Source organism: Dyella monticola (genome assembly GCF_003363155.1).
Classification (GTDB): domain Bacteria; phylum Pseudomonadota; class Gammaproteobacteria; order Xanthomonadales; family Rhodanobacteraceae; genus Dyella_B; species Dyella_B monticola.
This window is the reverse complement of sequence record NZ_QRBE01000013.1, coordinates 1-14,792: the sequence shown is the minus strand read 5'-3', so window position 1 is coordinate 14,792 and position 14,792 is coordinate 1. Positions and strand designations below refer to the sequence as shown.

Genomic DNA, 14,792 nt, shown 5'->3' with positions numbered 1-14,792 from the left:
TGTCACTGCCAATTTCCAACATCGGCGTCGTAGCCATCGCCTCCGGGCCTGCCGTCGCGACCGTAGAAAATCAGGTCATAGCTGCCGTGTTCGCCGGGATATTTGTAACCAAAATCATGACCCCACGGATCCTTGAGCTGCGAGGGCTTCACGTATGGCCCCTGCCAGTTGCTGGCGTTGGCCGGCTTGTTGACCAGATCCTGAAGTTGCGCCGGTGGCGAACCGTTATCCAGCGCATAGGCGTCGACGGCCTGGCTCAAGGTGGTGAGCTGCGCTTTGCCAGCACCGTATTTGCCCTTATCCACGCTGCTGCCGACCTGGCGCACCACGATGGCACCGACGATGCCGATCAGCACGATCACGGCGAGCATTTCCAGCAATGTGAAACCGGCGCTGCGATGCGGGTTGCGCAGACGCCGGGTTCGCGGATATGTGTACTGCATAGGTTGTGTTCTCCGTTTCGAAGCGTGAATAAAAAGCGATAGCTCGGACGCGATGCCTGTTACTGGATATTGCTGGTAAGGCTGAGCAAGGGCAGCAGAATAGCGGCCATGATGATGGCCACGAATACCGTCATGACAATGGTAAGCGCCGGCACCAGAGCGGCCAGCAGGCGGTCGATGGAACGCCGGCTTTCCAGCTCGAACGTGTCGGCCACTTTCAGCAGCATGGTGTCCAGTTGCCCGGCTTCCTCGCCCACCTGCACCATCTGGATGGCCAGGCGCGGAAAGCGTTGCGATTGTCCGAGTGCAAGGCTCAGGCCGTTACCGCCCTTGACCATCTCGGTCGCTTGCACGAGTGATTCGTCCAGTGCGCGATTGGAGGTGACCATGCGCGCAATGCCCAGTGCCGATAGCAGCGGCACGCCGTTCTTGACCAGCGTACCAAGGGTGCGCGCAAGACGCGCGGTTTCCACTTTCAGCATCAGCGGGCCGACCAGGCGCAGCTTCAACAGGCGCTCATGCCAGGCCAGGCGCATGGCCGGATCGCGCATGCGTGCGCGCCATACCATGACGCCACCGACCACGATCACGATGATCAGCCACCACCCGCTCTGCAGCGTCGTACCCAGCGCGAGCACCGCGCGCGTGATCCAGGGAATGGGCACCTGCATGTCCTGGAAAATCGGCACGAACTGCGGCACTACGTAGGTAAGCAGCAGCAACAGCGAGCCCAATACGCCCACCATCAGGAACGCCGGATAGATCAGCGCATTGATGATGCTGCCGCGCAGTTGCTGCGTGCGTTCCAGATAGTCGGCCAGGCGACGCAAGGTATCTTCCAGCGAACCGCCCACTTCGCCGGCGCGCACCAGCGCGATATAAAGCTTGGGAAACACGCCGTGTTCTTCATCCATCGCCTGCGACAAGGGCGTACCGCCACGCACGCGATCGCGAACGCGCTCGATCAATTTCTTCGCGTGTTCGCCTTCGGGCAGATCCATCAGGATGCCCAGCGCGCGATCGAGCGGCTGTCCCGCACCCAATAGCGTCGCGAGCTGGTGCGTGAATTGCGCCAACTGATCGCCGCTGAAAGGGCCGCGCTTGAACAGGCCGGCAAAACCGCTGCTGGCACCGCCGGTATCGGCCGGCTTGGCTTCAAGTGGCGTGTGGCCTTGGTCCTGCAGGCGCACGATTACTTCGTCGAGGCTGCTCGCCTCCATCTGTCCCTGCACGATTTCGCCGGAGACGCTGACGGCGCGGTAGCTGAACTGGCTCATAGTGCAACGAGCTCTTTGCGTTCGCCTCCTCTCCCCGTCGGGGAGAGGATAGAGGCGAAGGGCCAATCTTGCCTCGTTACCGCAACAAAGCGCGCTGCAATAATGAGCGGACGCGAGTGTGTCCCCTCACCCCGACGTTCTCCCTGAAGGGGAGAGGGAGTGAGCTCGCCAACATCACCCTTCCTGCGTAACACGCAACACCTCCTCGATGGTGGTGATGCCGGCGACCGCTTTGGCGATGCCGTCTTCATACATGGTGCGCATGCCTTCGGCGCGCGCCTGACGCTCGATCTCGCTGGCATCGGCGCGTTGCATCACCAGGCGCCTCAAGGCGTCGCTCATCACCAGAAATTCCATGATGGCGCGACGGCCACGGTAGCCGGTGGGGTTGGCCGTGCTGCTGCCTGGTTTCCACAAGCGGATCGGTCGCTCGCTGGTGTATTTCTCGAGCTCGAATTCTGCGATGACTTCCGGTGGTGCTTCGTACGCAATGGCGGTTTCCGGATCGAGGCGCCGTACCAGGCGCTGCGCGAGAATGCCATTGACGGTGGAGCCCAGCAGATAATCTTCCACGCCCATGTCGAGCAGACGCGTCACGCCGCCCGAAGCGCTGTTGGTGTGCAGCGTCGACAACACCAGGTGACCGGTGAGCGCGGACTGGATCGCGATGCGGCACGTTTCCAGATCGCGCATTTCGCCGATCATGATCACGTCCGGGTCCTGACGCATGATCGAGCGCAGCGCGTTGGCGAAATCCAGCCCGATCTGCGGCTTCACCTGAATCTGGTTGATACCCTCGAGCTGGTATTCCACCGGATCTTCCACAGTGATGATTTTCACGCCCGGTGTGTTGATCTTCGACAGCGCGGTGTAAAGCGTGGTGGTTTTACCCGAGCCGGTGGGGCCGGTAACCAGCAGAATGCCGTGCGGGCGCTCCAGCACATCGATGAAACGCTGCTGGAAGCTGTCGGTAAAGCCTAGCGATGCGAAATCGAACACCACCGTTTCGCGATCGAGAATACGCATCACCACCGACTCGCCGAAGCTGGTAGGTACGGTGGAAACGCGCAGATCCAGTTCCTTGCCTTGCACGCGCAATTGAATGCGTCCGTCTTGCGGCAGGCGACGCTCGGCGATGTTGAGCTTGGCCATGATCTTGACGCGGCTGATCACGGCAGCGGTAGAACTGGATGGCGGCGCTTCCACTTCGTGCAGCACGCCGTCGATGCGGTAACGCACCTTCAGTCGATTCTCGAACGGCTCGATGTGCACGTCGGACGCGCGCTGCTCGACGGCGCGCTGCAGGATGAGGTTTACCAGGCGGATCACTGGTGCTTCGGACGCCAGATCGCGCAGATGTTCCACGTCGTCTTCTTCGGCCGCGCTACCGTCGAGGTTTTCCACGATGGTGCCCATCGCGGAACGGCCTTGCCCGTAGTAGCGCTCGATCAAATCGTCGATTTCCGAGCGGATGCCGATGCACATCGACACCGGCTTGCCCGAGGCGAGTTGCACGGCGTGCAGCGGATAGGAGTCGGCCGGATCGGCCACCGCCAGGGCGACGGTGTCTTCACCCAGGCGCACCGGCACCACGTGCTGCTGCTTGAGAAAACGGATTGAAACGTCGAGCTCGGCCGGCGGCAGCTCCGGAGCGTCGCGCACCACCAGCAGCGGCACATGCAGCCGTTCGGCCCAGGCTTCGGCCAGATCGCGCTCGGAGACCAGTCCCAAGCGGGCGAGCAGCGCGGTCAACGTGCCCTCCGGCGCCTCCTCATGCAGACGCCTGGCGCGCGCCAAGTCGTTGTCTTTCAGGCGACCGCGCCCCACCAGCAGCGCGCATACCGCCGCTTCGTGGTCTTCCGTGTGTTGTATCGTCCCAGTGGACGCCGGCTTCAATGCTGCCGACATACATGCACCCCGTTGGTCGCTAATGGATCGTTACGCCCGCCCGGCGTTCCAAGCGTCGAATGGGCGAACCCCATTGGTAACACATTCACAAAGCGGCTGGCGAGCGTTGCCTCGAAGCTGTGACTACGTAGTGATCACCCGTTCATGGGCGATCGCCCTTTTGCAAGCGTAATGCGCAGGCAACATGGATCAGCCTGTTAACAACTGAGACAATAAAAGCTTTACAAGGGTTCGCCATGCAGCTGATTGACATCGGGGCCAATCTCACCCACGAGTCCTTTCGACACGATTTCGATGCCGTGCTGCAGCGCGCGGCCGATCAGGGCGTGGTTCAAATGATCGTCACGGGGGCGTCACACGCCGGCAGTGATCACGCGCTTGAGCTGGCCCATGCCCACCCTGGAGTGCTTTACGCCACGGCCGGTGTGCATCCGCACCATGCGGTCGATTACAGCGATTTAACCGATACCCGGCTACGCGAACTGGCGCGGCTGCCGGAAGTCCGTGCCATCGGCGAGACGGGGCTCGATTATCACCGCAACTACTCGCCGCGTGATGTGCAACTGGACGTGTTCGAGCGTCAGATGCGGATTGCGGCGGAGGTGAGCAAGCCGCTGTTCTTGCATCAGCGCGATGCGCATCACGATTTTCTGCCATTGCTCAAGCGTTATCGTGACAAGGTGCCCGCCGTGGTCGTGCATTGCTTCACAGATACGCGTGAAGCATTGCTCGACTACCTCGCACTGGATTGCCACATCGGCATCACCGGATGGATCTGCGACGAACGACGCGGCACGCATCTGCGCCAATTCGTGCGCGAGATTCCGGCCAATCGCTTGTTGATCGAGACCGATGCACCGTATCTGCTGCCGCGCACGGTGCGACCACAGCCCAGTCATCGACGCAATGAGCCGATGTTTCTCAAGCATATCTGCGAGGAAATTGCGCGCGATCGCGGGGAGTCGGTCGAGATGACAGCGGCGAACAGTACGGCAGCGGCGCGGGTGTTTTTTGGGCTGTAGCGTTTCCACAGGTTTCGGCGATGCACATCTCTCGCCTGATGTCATTCCGGCGCACGAAGGCCGGAATGACGACGAGATTGTTTACCGCAAGAGAAGGCGTGTTACTCCTGGCAACAACCCCTCCAACGCATAATCGCCAATCCGCACCCGTATCAACCGCAACGTCGGAAACCCGACCGCCGCCGTCATCCTGCGCACTTGACGATTACGTCCCTCGCGCAAGGTGATCGACAACCAGCTGGTGGGAATGCTCTTGCGAAAACGCACCGGCGGGTCGCGCGGCCATAACCACGCGGGCTCCTGTGCATGTTCGGCGATGGATGGCAACGTCGGCCCGTCATTCAACGTCACACCGCGACTCAACGCCTGCACCGCTTCATCGGTGAGCGCGCCATCCACTTGCACCAGATAGGTTTTCGGTTGCTTGTGTTTGGGATCGGTGAGGCGATGGGCCAACCCACCATCGTCAGTGAGCAGCAACAGCCCTTCGCTGTCGTGATCCAGGCGACCGGCGGGATAGACATCCTTCTGGCGAACGTAATCGGCCAGCGTAGGACGTCCATCACTCGCGGTGAACTGGCACAGCACACCGAACGGCTTGTTCAGCGCGATGAGCATGTGCCTGCAGTGGCCGGAAAATCAGTGCGCGGTCGGCGCGACCGTGGTCGCCGGCCCGGGCACGTTCGGCGCCTTGTTTACACCGGTTTTGACAAAACGCAGCGTCATGCGATCGGACTCACCGATCGCCTGATACTTGGCGCGATCCTGATCGCCCAAGGCATACGTGGGTGGCAGCGTCCACACGCCCTTGGGGTGATTGCGGTCGTCCTTCGGATTGGCGTTGATCTCGCTTTGGCCATCAAGCTTGAAACCGGCATCGGTGGCGAGCTTGATCACGTAATCGGTCGGCAGGTAGCCGCTGCTCTTGACGGCATCGAGCGTCACGCCCGGTGCGGCGCGGTGATCCACCACGCCCAGCGTGCCACCGGTCTTGAGCACGGCGTAGAACGCCTTGAACATCGCCTCCGCCGTGCCGGACATGGCCCAGTTATGCACATTGCGGAAGGTGAGCACCATGTCCGCCGAACCGGGCGGCCCGAATACTGGCGCCTTGGGATTGAAGACCGCGATGGCGGCGTTGCCATATTGAGCCGGGGCGGCCTTGAACTTGGCGCGCAGCGCATCGGCGTCCTGGCGCTCTTCACCGCCGTTGCCACCCGGTACCGCGGCGATGTAGTGGCCGTTGTCGCGCAGCAGCGGCGCGAGAATCTCGGTGTACCAGCCACCACCGGGGGTGATTTCAATCACCGTCTTGTCCGGCTGCAGGCCGAAGAACTGCAGCGTGGCCTTGGGATGACGGTAGACGTCGCGCGCCTTGTCGTGTTCCGAGCGCCAGGAGCCCGCCAATACCGCATCGAGCTGGCCGGCGGTGAAGTCGCTGGCGCTGGTCGGCGGCACCAGTTCGCCCCCCGGCTGATCCTGCGCCGCTTGCTGCGCATGGGCCACACCGGCGAGCAAGAGGACGGCGGACAATCCGAAGGCGAGCCTGATCTTCATGACTATTCCTTATTAGTAAGTACCCGGGTGGGTAACTCGGGGCAGCGTGCCGCCGAAGCCGTACAGCCGATGTGGACATTTTATGATTAATTTACAAATGCCGCACAGTGCCCTTCGTAGCACCACAAGCCCTTCGGCGGACGCCAAGGGCTGGTTACTTCAAGCGAGAGCCAAGCCACTGAGCCCCGGCGCTCGCCCGGGCGACGAGTGATCAGGCCCTTCGACAAGGCGGCCGCTAACGGTATGGCTGATCAAAACGGCCGCGGGCACACCGACTGCAAACCATCGATGTGTTCGTGCAGATCCGGCGCGATACCCTGCCACATCGGGTCGAGTATGAAGTCAATGCCTTCGTAGCGCGCCAGCTTGGCCGCGGGAATGAAGTCTGCATCGCCCGCCACCAGCACGATTTGATCCACCTGCTGCTTGTAGGCCAACGCGGCGATGTCGATGCCGATTTTCATGTCGACCTGCGTCTGGCGCATGTCGGGCTCGAAGTGTTCGTCGGTGAGCTCGTCCCAGTACAGCGATTCGTCGCGCAGTTGCTGATAAGCCTGATGCTTGAGTTTCCATTCGCCCCGATCGGCGAGCCGCCCGAGACGTAGCGCCATTTTGCGCTGGCGACGCAGTTGGTCATGAAGATCACGGCGGAAGGCTGCCGCGCCCGTGCGTGAATAATCGATGCTTTCACCGCTGACCGGCTTGATCAGCACTTTCTCGAGCGGCGGGCAGTCGTAGAAAAAAATGCGGTAAAGCGCTTCGCGCGGACGATCCAGCGCCTTCAGATGCTCCAGCGCCATGCCGAACAGCGTCTTGGCAACGGTGCGCGCATCGGTAGCGTCGCGATCACCCCATACTTTGCGGTAGCGCGCAAGAAAGAAAGCGCCGTCGACGAGGATGGCGGTATTTGACATAAAAATCCTTATGAACTGTCACGAAAACGAGATGACGTTGCCGATTGGATAATGTTCGGCGATCAACAGTTTACGATATGTGGAAGCCAACCGTAACCGCGTCGACGTCGATGGAAGATGTCGACATCGAGTTGCGTTTTGGCCGGCTATACTCGCCCCATCATTGCAAGGGGATGGCACATGAAACGTTGGATGGGATGGGTGGTGTTCGCGCTGTTAGCATGGACGGCCTGCGCCGGCGCCACTGACGTACGCAAGACCGCTGAGGCCAGCATGCTGGTGACAGGCTGGATCGACGTGGCACCCAACGGTTCGGTGCACGACTACACCATCGACCGCGTCGAGAACGTTCCGTCGGCGGTCACCGATCTCATCAAGAAAAGCGTGGTCGGCTGGAAATTCCACTTCGATGAACCCGTCGATGCGATGCAGCGCACGAAGATGTATCTACGCATCAAGGCAACGCCTGTCGACGACCAGCACGAATCGATCGCCATCAGTGGTGCGACGTTCGGCGATGGCGGTGACGCAGCCACCGATCACGTGCGCTACAAAGATCGCCAGCCACCCAGTTATCCGCACGATGCGGTCGAATCGCGGGTGAGCGGAACGGTGTACCTGGTCGTGCGCGTGAACCGGCAAGGCACGGTCGAGAACGTTGCGGCGGAACAGGTGAACCTGAATTCTTACGGTCGCGAATCGCAAATGCGCCACTTCCGCGACATGCTTGCCGATGCGTCCATTGAAGCGGCGAAGAAGTGGACGTTCAAACTACCCACGACCGGCAAGCACACCGCCGATCCCTATTGGGACGTGAGGGTGCCGGTGGCCTACAACCTCAACGTGATGGGCGCGCCGAAACAAGACACGTACGGCAAGTGGCAGGTCTACATTCCCGGCCCACGCGAATTGGTGCCATGGCTGAAAGCCGAGGCATCGATGACCTCATCACCGGACACCATTCCCGCCGGGAGCATTTCCCAAGCCAATACATCGCTGCATTTGACGACCGCACTCGACGGCGCATGACTCCTATGCCGCAGCCTCGTCACGCAAGGGCTGCGGCATTTCACGGCAATACGCTACAGCTTCTTCATGCAGCCAGGTGCGAAACGTGGCCATGCCGCGATGGCCTTCCGAGCGCGGCGGATAGACGAGGTGATACGCCTCGGGCACCGGCAGATAGCGATTGCCCAGCACCACCAGCCTGCCTGCATCGATCCACGATTTGGATGTCACCATGCGGCCGAGCGCCACGCCCAGCCCTTCCAGCGCGGCCTGACGAAGGGCGTCGATGGTATCCACGTGCGCCACGTAACGATGCGGTGTTTCACCACCGTAATGCGCAAACCATTCGTTCCACCGGTTGTTGCGGTTGGGATCGCCGATCAACGGCCATTGCGCGAGATCCAGCGGATCGGCGCCGGCCATGCGCGCCACCAGCGAGGGCGCGGCCACCGGCGCGATCCATTCGCCGAACAGGTATTCGCTGCGCAAACCCTCCCACTCGCCTTTGCCATAGCGCACGCCGGCATCCACCGCCTCGCGCTCGAAGTTCACCAGCGTATTGGTGGATTGCAGATTCAGCTCCAGCTCCGGATGCGTGGCCAGCAGGCGTGGCAGACGCGGCATCAGCCAGCTTGAAATAATGCCGGGACTGGCAGTCACCGTGAGCGAATCATGCCGCCGCACGCGATAACGCGTCAGTGCATGCTCGATGCCGTCGAAGTGATCGCCCACCGCTTCCAGCAGGCTGCATCCCTCTGCCGTAAGCGTGACGCCGCGCGGGCCGCGCTCAAACAGACGATGCTCCAGACGCTCCTCCAACTGCCGCATCTGATGGCTCAACGCACTCACGGTGAGGTTGGCCTGCTCGGCCGCGCGCGAGAGGTTGCCCAAGCGCGCCACTTGCACAAACTGCTGGAGAAGACTCAGCGGCACCCGACTCATGTTGAATATCCGTCAAATCTGGCTTGTGAATATATCGCTTTTTCCTGCGTGACCCTGCCATTACCTTGGAGCTACCCCACCCCGACCAGGAACCCCCGCCATGCGTTCGCCATGGGTCGACCTGCTGTTCCTTCACCACCATGTCACGCCTGGCCCGCTTTCGTGGCGGCCTGATGCAGCCGCATGCGGCTGCACGAACACGCCGGCATTGGTCGATGTGGACGTCTCGGAGCTACCGTTGCGCGCCACACCCGGATGTGATCGATCGACCTGCTGCGCTTGATTACAGCCTGGGCGCACCCACCTCGGCAGACATCAGCCGCTCTGTGGCGGTTCGCTCGTGTCTGCCGAGGATATGTCCATGCAACAGCGCAAACTGGGTCGCTCCACGCTTTCTGTCGCACCGCTCGCCTTCGGTGGCAACGTTTTCGGCTGGAGCGCGGATGACCAGCGCTCTTTTGCGCTGCTGGATGCGTTCGTCGACTCAGGCTTCAACCTGGTCGACACGGCGGACGTCTATTCGGCATGGGTGCCGGGCAACCGCGGCGGTGAATCGGAGACGATCATCGGCAAGTGGCTCAAGCGAAGCGGCAAGCGCGATCGCGTCGTGATCGCCACCAAGGTGGGCAAGTGGAACGAACACCTTGGCCTGTCGCCCATCAATATCCGCAAGGCGGTCGAAGGTTCGCTCACGCGCCTGCAAACCGACTACATCGACCTCTACCAGGCCCACGCCGACGACGCCACCATTCCGTTGCACGAAACGCTGGGTGCATTCGGAACATTGATCGAGGAAGGCAAGCTGCGCGTTATCGGTGCGTCCAACTACACCGCCGATCGCTTTGCCGAAGCATTGAAGGTATCCAAGGAACACAACCTGCCGCGCTACGAAAGCCTGCAACCGGAATACAATCTGGTCAGCCGCGCCGGTTATGAGCGGGAACTGGAACCGCTGGTGGTCGAGGAGCACGTCGGCGTCATCAATTACTACGCTCTGGCCAGCGGATTTCTTAGCGGTAAATACCGTAGCGAAGCGGATCTGGTCAAAAGCAGCGCACGCAGTGGCGCAGTGAAGAAATATCTCAACGCGCAAGGATTGAACGTGCTTGCCGCGCTCGATGAAGTGGCCGCGGCACACCGGGCCACGCCCGCGCAAGTCGCGCTGGCGTGGCAGCTCGCGCGTCCGGGCATTGTCGCACCCATCGTGAGTGCCACCACCGTCGAGCAATGGCGTGAATTGAGCGGCGCGGCCATGCTTTCGCTGACGCAGAATGAGATTGCGTTGTTGAGCGACGCCAGCGCGACGTTCTGATTACTGCTGGGCCACACTCGACAAAACGCGCGCAATTCCTGCACACGCAGTTAGTGCGACCGATCCAGCTCATCAGGCGATTGCACGATGTAACCCTTCGCCCGCAACTGTGCCAGCAGCCCGTCCGGCGACAACACCTGATCCATCGGCAACACGGCAAAGGTTTGCGTATTGCGGCTCAACGCTGACCGTGCGGCGTCGAGCCACGCTTGGGCTATGCGTTGCGGAAGATCATGCAGGCCAAGTTGCTGCGCGAAGTCGGCGTTGACCACGGCGATGACACACGATTCATGCCGACCGTTTAGGGCAAAACTGCGTAGGGTTTGAATGTCGCCGGTCGACCAGGCATTGGCGCGCTCAGTAAGCTCGCCCATGTCGTTCTGCACTGTGTCCAGCGTCTGATTGAAACAGCTGATGTCGTGCAGATTGGTCTGCTTGATGGTATCGATCGCCGCACGCGGGTGTTCCACGACCAATGTGTATTTGACGGGCAGGCGCTTCACATCATGCCGGTCGGCCATTTTGAGCACGGCCTTGTTGATGTCGTTCGCGCTGGTGAGGCCGGCCTTGTCCAACGCTTTCTGATAGAGCTTCAATGCCACCAGGATCGGGCGCCAATACTCGATGCCGTGATCGTTGCCGAAATACTGCTGCTTGAGTATTTCCCAGTGCGCATAGATCTCTGGCGGCAGAATCTGCTGCAAGCTCGCACCGCCGGGGTTCTTGCGCGCACCATAGACCGAAGGCAGCAGCGCCAATTTGGTGAAGAAACCTGCTTCCACTTTGAGTTCGGCGGTGGGCGCCTCCAGCAGCTCTTGCGAGCGCGCCAATGTCTGCTCCACCTCCGAGGAACGCCATTGCATGCGCCTGGGCAGTGGCGTCAAGGTGCCGAGCACCCACATCACATGATCGCCCTTACTCACTTTCCACAACCCAGGTCCAGGCTGTACGCCGGTGACGGTGACAGTCTGCAGCAACGGTGCATGGATAGGATTCGACGCTGGCGCGCTGGAAGATGGCGCCGGTACTGATTGAGGCCGCGCCGGCCCTGTAATCAGGAGAGCCACGATAGCTATCGCCAAGGAAACGCGCATCGAGATGAGTTCCTGGATCAGCGGACGAATCGTCGAACCATTCTAGAACGTGGTGCAAAAAGCCGTTCTCTTACTTACGACACCCCTCGCACCGGCTCAAACGCCGTCACCCTGGCGAAGCCTGGATCCCGCTACGTTCATGCAAGAGAGCAAAGCGGCTGGACCAGCTTCCGCCCGGGCGACGCAGCGGTCCAGTCGCTGCTACAAAAAAACGGAGCCCTGAGGCTCCGTTTTTTATGCTCGCAACAGCGACCGCTCACAACGCCGCCAGCGCCTTGTTGAACGTCTCGCTCGGCCGCATCGCCTTACTCACGACTGCGAGGTCGGGATGGTAGTACCCATGGATATCCACCGACTTGCCCTGCGCGCCATTGAGTTCGCCGATGATCTTCGCCTCATTTTCCGCGAGCACCTTCGCCAGCGGCGCAAACTTCGCTTTCAGCGCGGCGTCGTCGCTCTGCTCAGCCAGGGCCTGAGCCCAGTACAGGGCGAGATAGAAATGGCTGCCGCGATTGTCCAGTTCGCCGACTTTACGCGCAGGTGATTTATTGTTGTCGAGGATCTTGCCATTGGCCTGATCCAGCGTCTTGGCCAGCACGCCGGCCGCCTTGTTGTGGTAGCGGTTGCTCAGGTGTTCGAGCGATGCGGCCATGGCAAGGAATTCGCCGAGCGAATCCCAGCGCAAGTAATCCTCTTCCAGGAACTGCTGCACGTGCTTGGGAGCGGAACCGCCCGCACCCGTTTCGAACAGACCGCCGCCGGCCATCAGTGGGACGATGGAAAGCATCTTCGCACTGGTGCCCAGTTCCATGATCGGGAACAGATCGGTGAGGTAGTCGCGCAGCACGTTGCCGGTCACGGAGATGGTGTCCAGACCCTTGCGGATGCGTTCCAGTGAGAACGAGGTGGCATCGACCGGCGACAGCGTGCGGATGTCCAAACCGTTGTGGTCGTGATCTTTCAGGTAACGTTCGACCTTCTTGATGATCTGCGCGTCATGCGCACGGTTCTTGTCCAACCAGAACACGGCCGGCGTATTGCTCAGGCGCGCGCGCGTCACGGCCAGCTTCACCCAATCCTGCACCGGCGCATCCTTGGTCTGGCACATGCGCCAGATGTCGCCGACTTCCACAGGGTGTTCCAGCAGCACGTTGCCGTTCGCATCGGTGACGCGCACCACGCCATCACCGGCGATGTGGAAGGTCTTGTCGTGCGAGCCGTATTCCTCCGCTGCCTGCGCCATCAGGCCGACGTTAGGTACGCTGCCCATGGTGGTGGGGTCGTAGGCGCCGTGCGCTTTGCAGTCTTCGATCACGGCCTGGTACACGCCGGCATAGCTGCGATCCGGGATGACCGCCTTGGTGTCCTGCAGCTTGCCCTCGGCGTTCCACATCTTGCCCGAGTCGCGAATCATCGCCGGCATCGAAGCGTCGATGATCACGTCGCTGGGCACGTGCAGGTTGGTGATGCCCTTGTCGGAGTTCACCATCGCCAGCGCCGGGCGCTTGGCGTATTCGGCGTTCACGTCGGCCTTGATCTGGGCTTGCTGGTCTTCCGGCAGTGCGCCAATGCGCGCGTACAAGTCACCGATACCGTTGTTCGGATTGAAGCCGATGCGCTTGAGCGTATCGGCGTGCCTGGCGAGCACATCCTTGTAGAACTCGATCACGACCTGCCCGAACATGATGGGGTCGGAGACCTTCATCATCGTGGCCTTCAGGTGCAGCGAAAAAAGCACGCCCTGGCGTTTGGCTTCCTCGATTTGCGCATCGATGAAACTGGCCAGTGCCTTTTTGCTCATCACGGCGGCGTCGATGATTTCGCCAGCGCTGATGGTGGTTTTTTCCTTCAGCACGTTGCTGCTGCCGTCCTTGCCAAGCCATTCGATCTTGGCGACAGTGGCTTGCTCGACGGTGACGGATTTTTCGCTACCGTAGAAATCGCCACCGCTCATGTGCGCCACGTGCGTTTTCGAATCCTTGCTCCAGGCACCCATCTTGTGCGGATGCTTGCGTGCATAGTTCTTCACCGAAAGCGGTGCGCGGCGATCGGAGTTGCCTTCGCGCAGCACCGGGTTCACCGCGCTGCCCTTGACCTTGTCGTAGCGCGCGCGGACATTCCAATCGCCCACATCCTTGGGTTCTTCCGGATAGTCCGGCAACGCGTAGCCCTGGGATTGCAGTTCCTTGATCGCCGCCTTGAGCTGCGGCATCGAGGCGCTGATGTTGGGCAGTTTGATGATGTTGGCATCCGGCGTGGTGGCGAGCTGCCCCAGTTCGGTCAGGTCGTCGGAAATTTTCTGGCCGTCTTTGAGGATGTCGGAAAATTGCGCCAGGATGCGCCCTGCCAGCGAGATGTCGCGCGTCTCCACGTCGATACCCGCGGTGGCGGTATAGGCTTTGATGATGGGCAGCAGGGACTGGGTGGCGAGGTACGGGGCTTCATCCGTCAGCGTGTAGATGATCTTCGGCGTCTGGGACATAGTCTGGATGGGCCTTTGGTTGCTACGAGATAGTCGATTGGGAACGCGGACACCACGGTGACATCAGCACGCTGCACGATGCAGGCTGTGTGCCAATCGCATCGGACGCCTGATCAGGCACCATGGGTTCTGCGAGGGACCGTCATTGTCGCGCTTTTACCTAGGGGACGAAAGCGCGCCGTGCATGTGTAACGCAAAACAGTTCCGGATGCCAGAAATGTCCCGGCTTGACAGCCCAAACGGATGGACGCGGGCTGATATCGCGCTGTACCACCGCCGACATCCCCCTTTCAAAAACACTGGCCTTCGCTCCCAATGAAGGTACTCAGTGCATGCGCATCAGTGATTCCACGATCCGTCCAGACACGCCATCCCGGACACCGTCCCCCATCACCGAAAAAAAATCTCCGCGCGCGCTGACGACCGAACCACACGCCATCCGCCCCGATCACGCCACGTTTTCCTCATCATTCCCCTATCCCGCCATCGCCTCGCAATCAAAACGCGAAGCTGACGCAACGGTGTCCGATCGCTTCGCACCGAGCGGCGCGCCTTCCCAGGCAGCGTCCTCCAAGGATCCCTTCCAGGGCGTACCCCAAGCGGCCATCGAGGATTCGGGAGTGCCCGACCTCTACCAGCTTCCCAAGCTTAACGAAGGCCCAAACGCACTGCAGGAACTCGAACAAAAAGCCAAGGATTTTTGGGACCCCTATCCGCCACCTGAGTCCGGCCTCACACCGCGCCAATGCCAGTATCAAAGGGCATCTTCGTCATTGACCACCGAAGCGGATGTTCGAACCCGCGCCGGTCTGTTGTCACCGCAAGGGAATCAG

Annotated in this window: 13 protein-coding genes; 4 read left to right on the top strand and 9 right to left on the bottom strand. The window is 61.0% G+C overall.

Features of this window, described 5'->3' with window-relative positions:
* Positions 1 to 2: 2 nt before the first annotated feature.
* From gspG to gspE, 3 genes are all read right to left on the bottom strand, one after another.
* The gene (gene gspG / locus DWU98_RS17640; RefSeq protein ID WP_115496893.1) at positions 3 to 443 is read right to left on the bottom strand and encodes a type II secretion system major pseudopilin GspG; all 441 of its coding nucleotides are present in this window, start codon (positions 441 to 443) and stop codon (positions 3 to 5) included.
* A gap of 59 nt (positions 444 to 502) precedes the next feature.
* Complete coding sequence (gene gspF / locus DWU98_RS17635) at positions 503 to 1,720, bottom strand: type II secretion system inner membrane protein GspF (RefSeq protein ID WP_115496892.1); 1,218 nt, start codon at positions 1,718 to 1,720, stop codon at positions 503 to 505.
* A 174-nt stretch (positions 1,721 to 1,894) separates the two neighbouring features.
* Positions 1,895 to 3,628: a type II secretion system ATPase GspE gene (gene gspE, locus DWU98_RS17630; RefSeq protein ID WP_115496891.1), complete on the bottom strand. Its 1,734-nt coding sequence runs from the start codon at positions 3,626 to 3,628 to the stop codon at positions 1,895 to 1,897.
* A gap of 236 nt (positions 3,629 to 3,864) precedes the next feature.
* Here gspE and DWU98_RS17625 point away from each other — a divergent pair, with 236 nt between their 5' ends.
* Entirely contained in the window at positions 3,865 to 4,650 is a 786-nt protein-coding gene (locus tag DWU98_RS17625) for a TatD family hydrolase (protein WP_115496890.1), read from the top strand.
* Positions 4,651 to 4,731: 81 nt separating this feature from the next.
* Here the strand turns inward: DWU98_RS17625 and DWU98_RS17620 are convergent, their stop codons facing one another.
* The 3 genes from DWU98_RS17620 to DWU98_RS17610 all read right to left on the bottom strand — a co-directional run bounded on the left by DWU98_RS17620 (position 4,732) and on the right by DWU98_RS17610 (position 7,121).
* Positions 4,732 to 5,268: a pseudouridine synthase gene (locus tag DWU98_RS17620; protein WP_115496889.1), complete on the bottom strand. Its 537-nt coding sequence runs from the start codon at positions 5,266 to 5,268 to the stop codon at positions 4,732 to 4,734.
* Between the two features lie 21 nt (positions 5,269 to 5,289).
* Positions 5,290 to 6,207 carry a class I SAM-dependent methyltransferase gene (locus tag DWU98_RS17615; protein ID WP_115496888.1) on the bottom strand — a complete coding sequence of 306 codons (918 nt, stop codon included), beginning with the start codon at positions 6,205 to 6,207 and terminating at the stop codon, positions 5,290 to 5,292.
* Between the two features lie 251 nt (positions 6,208 to 6,458).
* Positions 6,459 to 7,121, bottom strand: coding sequence for an NYN domain-containing protein (locus tag DWU98_RS17610; RefSeq protein WP_115496887.1), 663 nt, complete (start codon positions 7,119 to 7,121; stop codon positions 6,459 to 6,461).
* A gap of 180 nt (positions 7,122 to 7,301) precedes the next feature.
* Here DWU98_RS17610 and DWU98_RS17605 point away from each other — a divergent pair, with 180 nt between their 5' ends.
* On the top strand, positions 7,302 to 8,150 hold the full coding sequence (locus tag DWU98_RS17605) for an energy transducer TonB (RefSeq protein WP_158545107.1): 849 nt from the start codon (positions 7,302 to 7,304) through the stop codon (positions 8,148 to 8,150).
* A 3-nt stretch (positions 8,151 to 8,153) separates the two neighbouring features.
* Here DWU98_RS17605 and DWU98_RS17600 read toward each other — a convergent pair whose 3' ends face one another.
* Positions 8,154 to 9,071, bottom strand: a complete 918-nt coding sequence (locus DWU98_RS17600; protein WP_115496885.1) for a LysR substrate-binding domain-containing protein — start codon at positions 9,069 to 9,071, stop codon at positions 8,154 to 8,156.
* A gap of 361 nt (positions 9,072 to 9,432) precedes the next feature.
* Between DWU98_RS17600 and DWU98_RS17595 the strand changes: the two genes are divergently transcribed.
* Positions 9,433 to 10,383, top strand: a complete 951-nt coding sequence (locus DWU98_RS17595; RefSeq protein ID WP_115496986.1) for an aldo/keto reductase — start codon at positions 9,433 to 9,435, stop codon at positions 10,381 to 10,383.
* A 50-nt stretch (positions 10,384 to 10,433) separates the two neighbouring features.
* Here DWU98_RS17595 and DWU98_RS17590 read toward each other — a convergent pair whose 3' ends face one another.
* Entirely contained in the window at positions 10,434 to 11,360 is a 927-nt protein-coding gene (locus tag DWU98_RS17590; protein WP_230474911.1) for a TraB/GumN family protein, read from the bottom strand.
* A 373-nt stretch (positions 11,361 to 11,733) separates the two neighbouring features.
* Positions 11,734 to 13,959: an NADP-dependent isocitrate dehydrogenase gene (locus DWU98_RS17585; RefSeq protein WP_115496883.1), complete on the bottom strand. Its 2,226-nt coding sequence runs from the start codon at positions 13,957 to 13,959 to the stop codon at positions 11,734 to 11,736.
* Between the two features lie 332 nt (positions 13,960 to 14,291).
* On the opposite strand from DWU98_RS17585, the gene DWU98_RS17580 reads away from it, so the two are divergent.
* Positions 14,292 to 14,792 (top strand): hypothetical protein (locus DWU98_RS17580; RefSeq protein WP_147293363.1); only part of this gene is annotated, 501 nt, incomplete at its 3' end.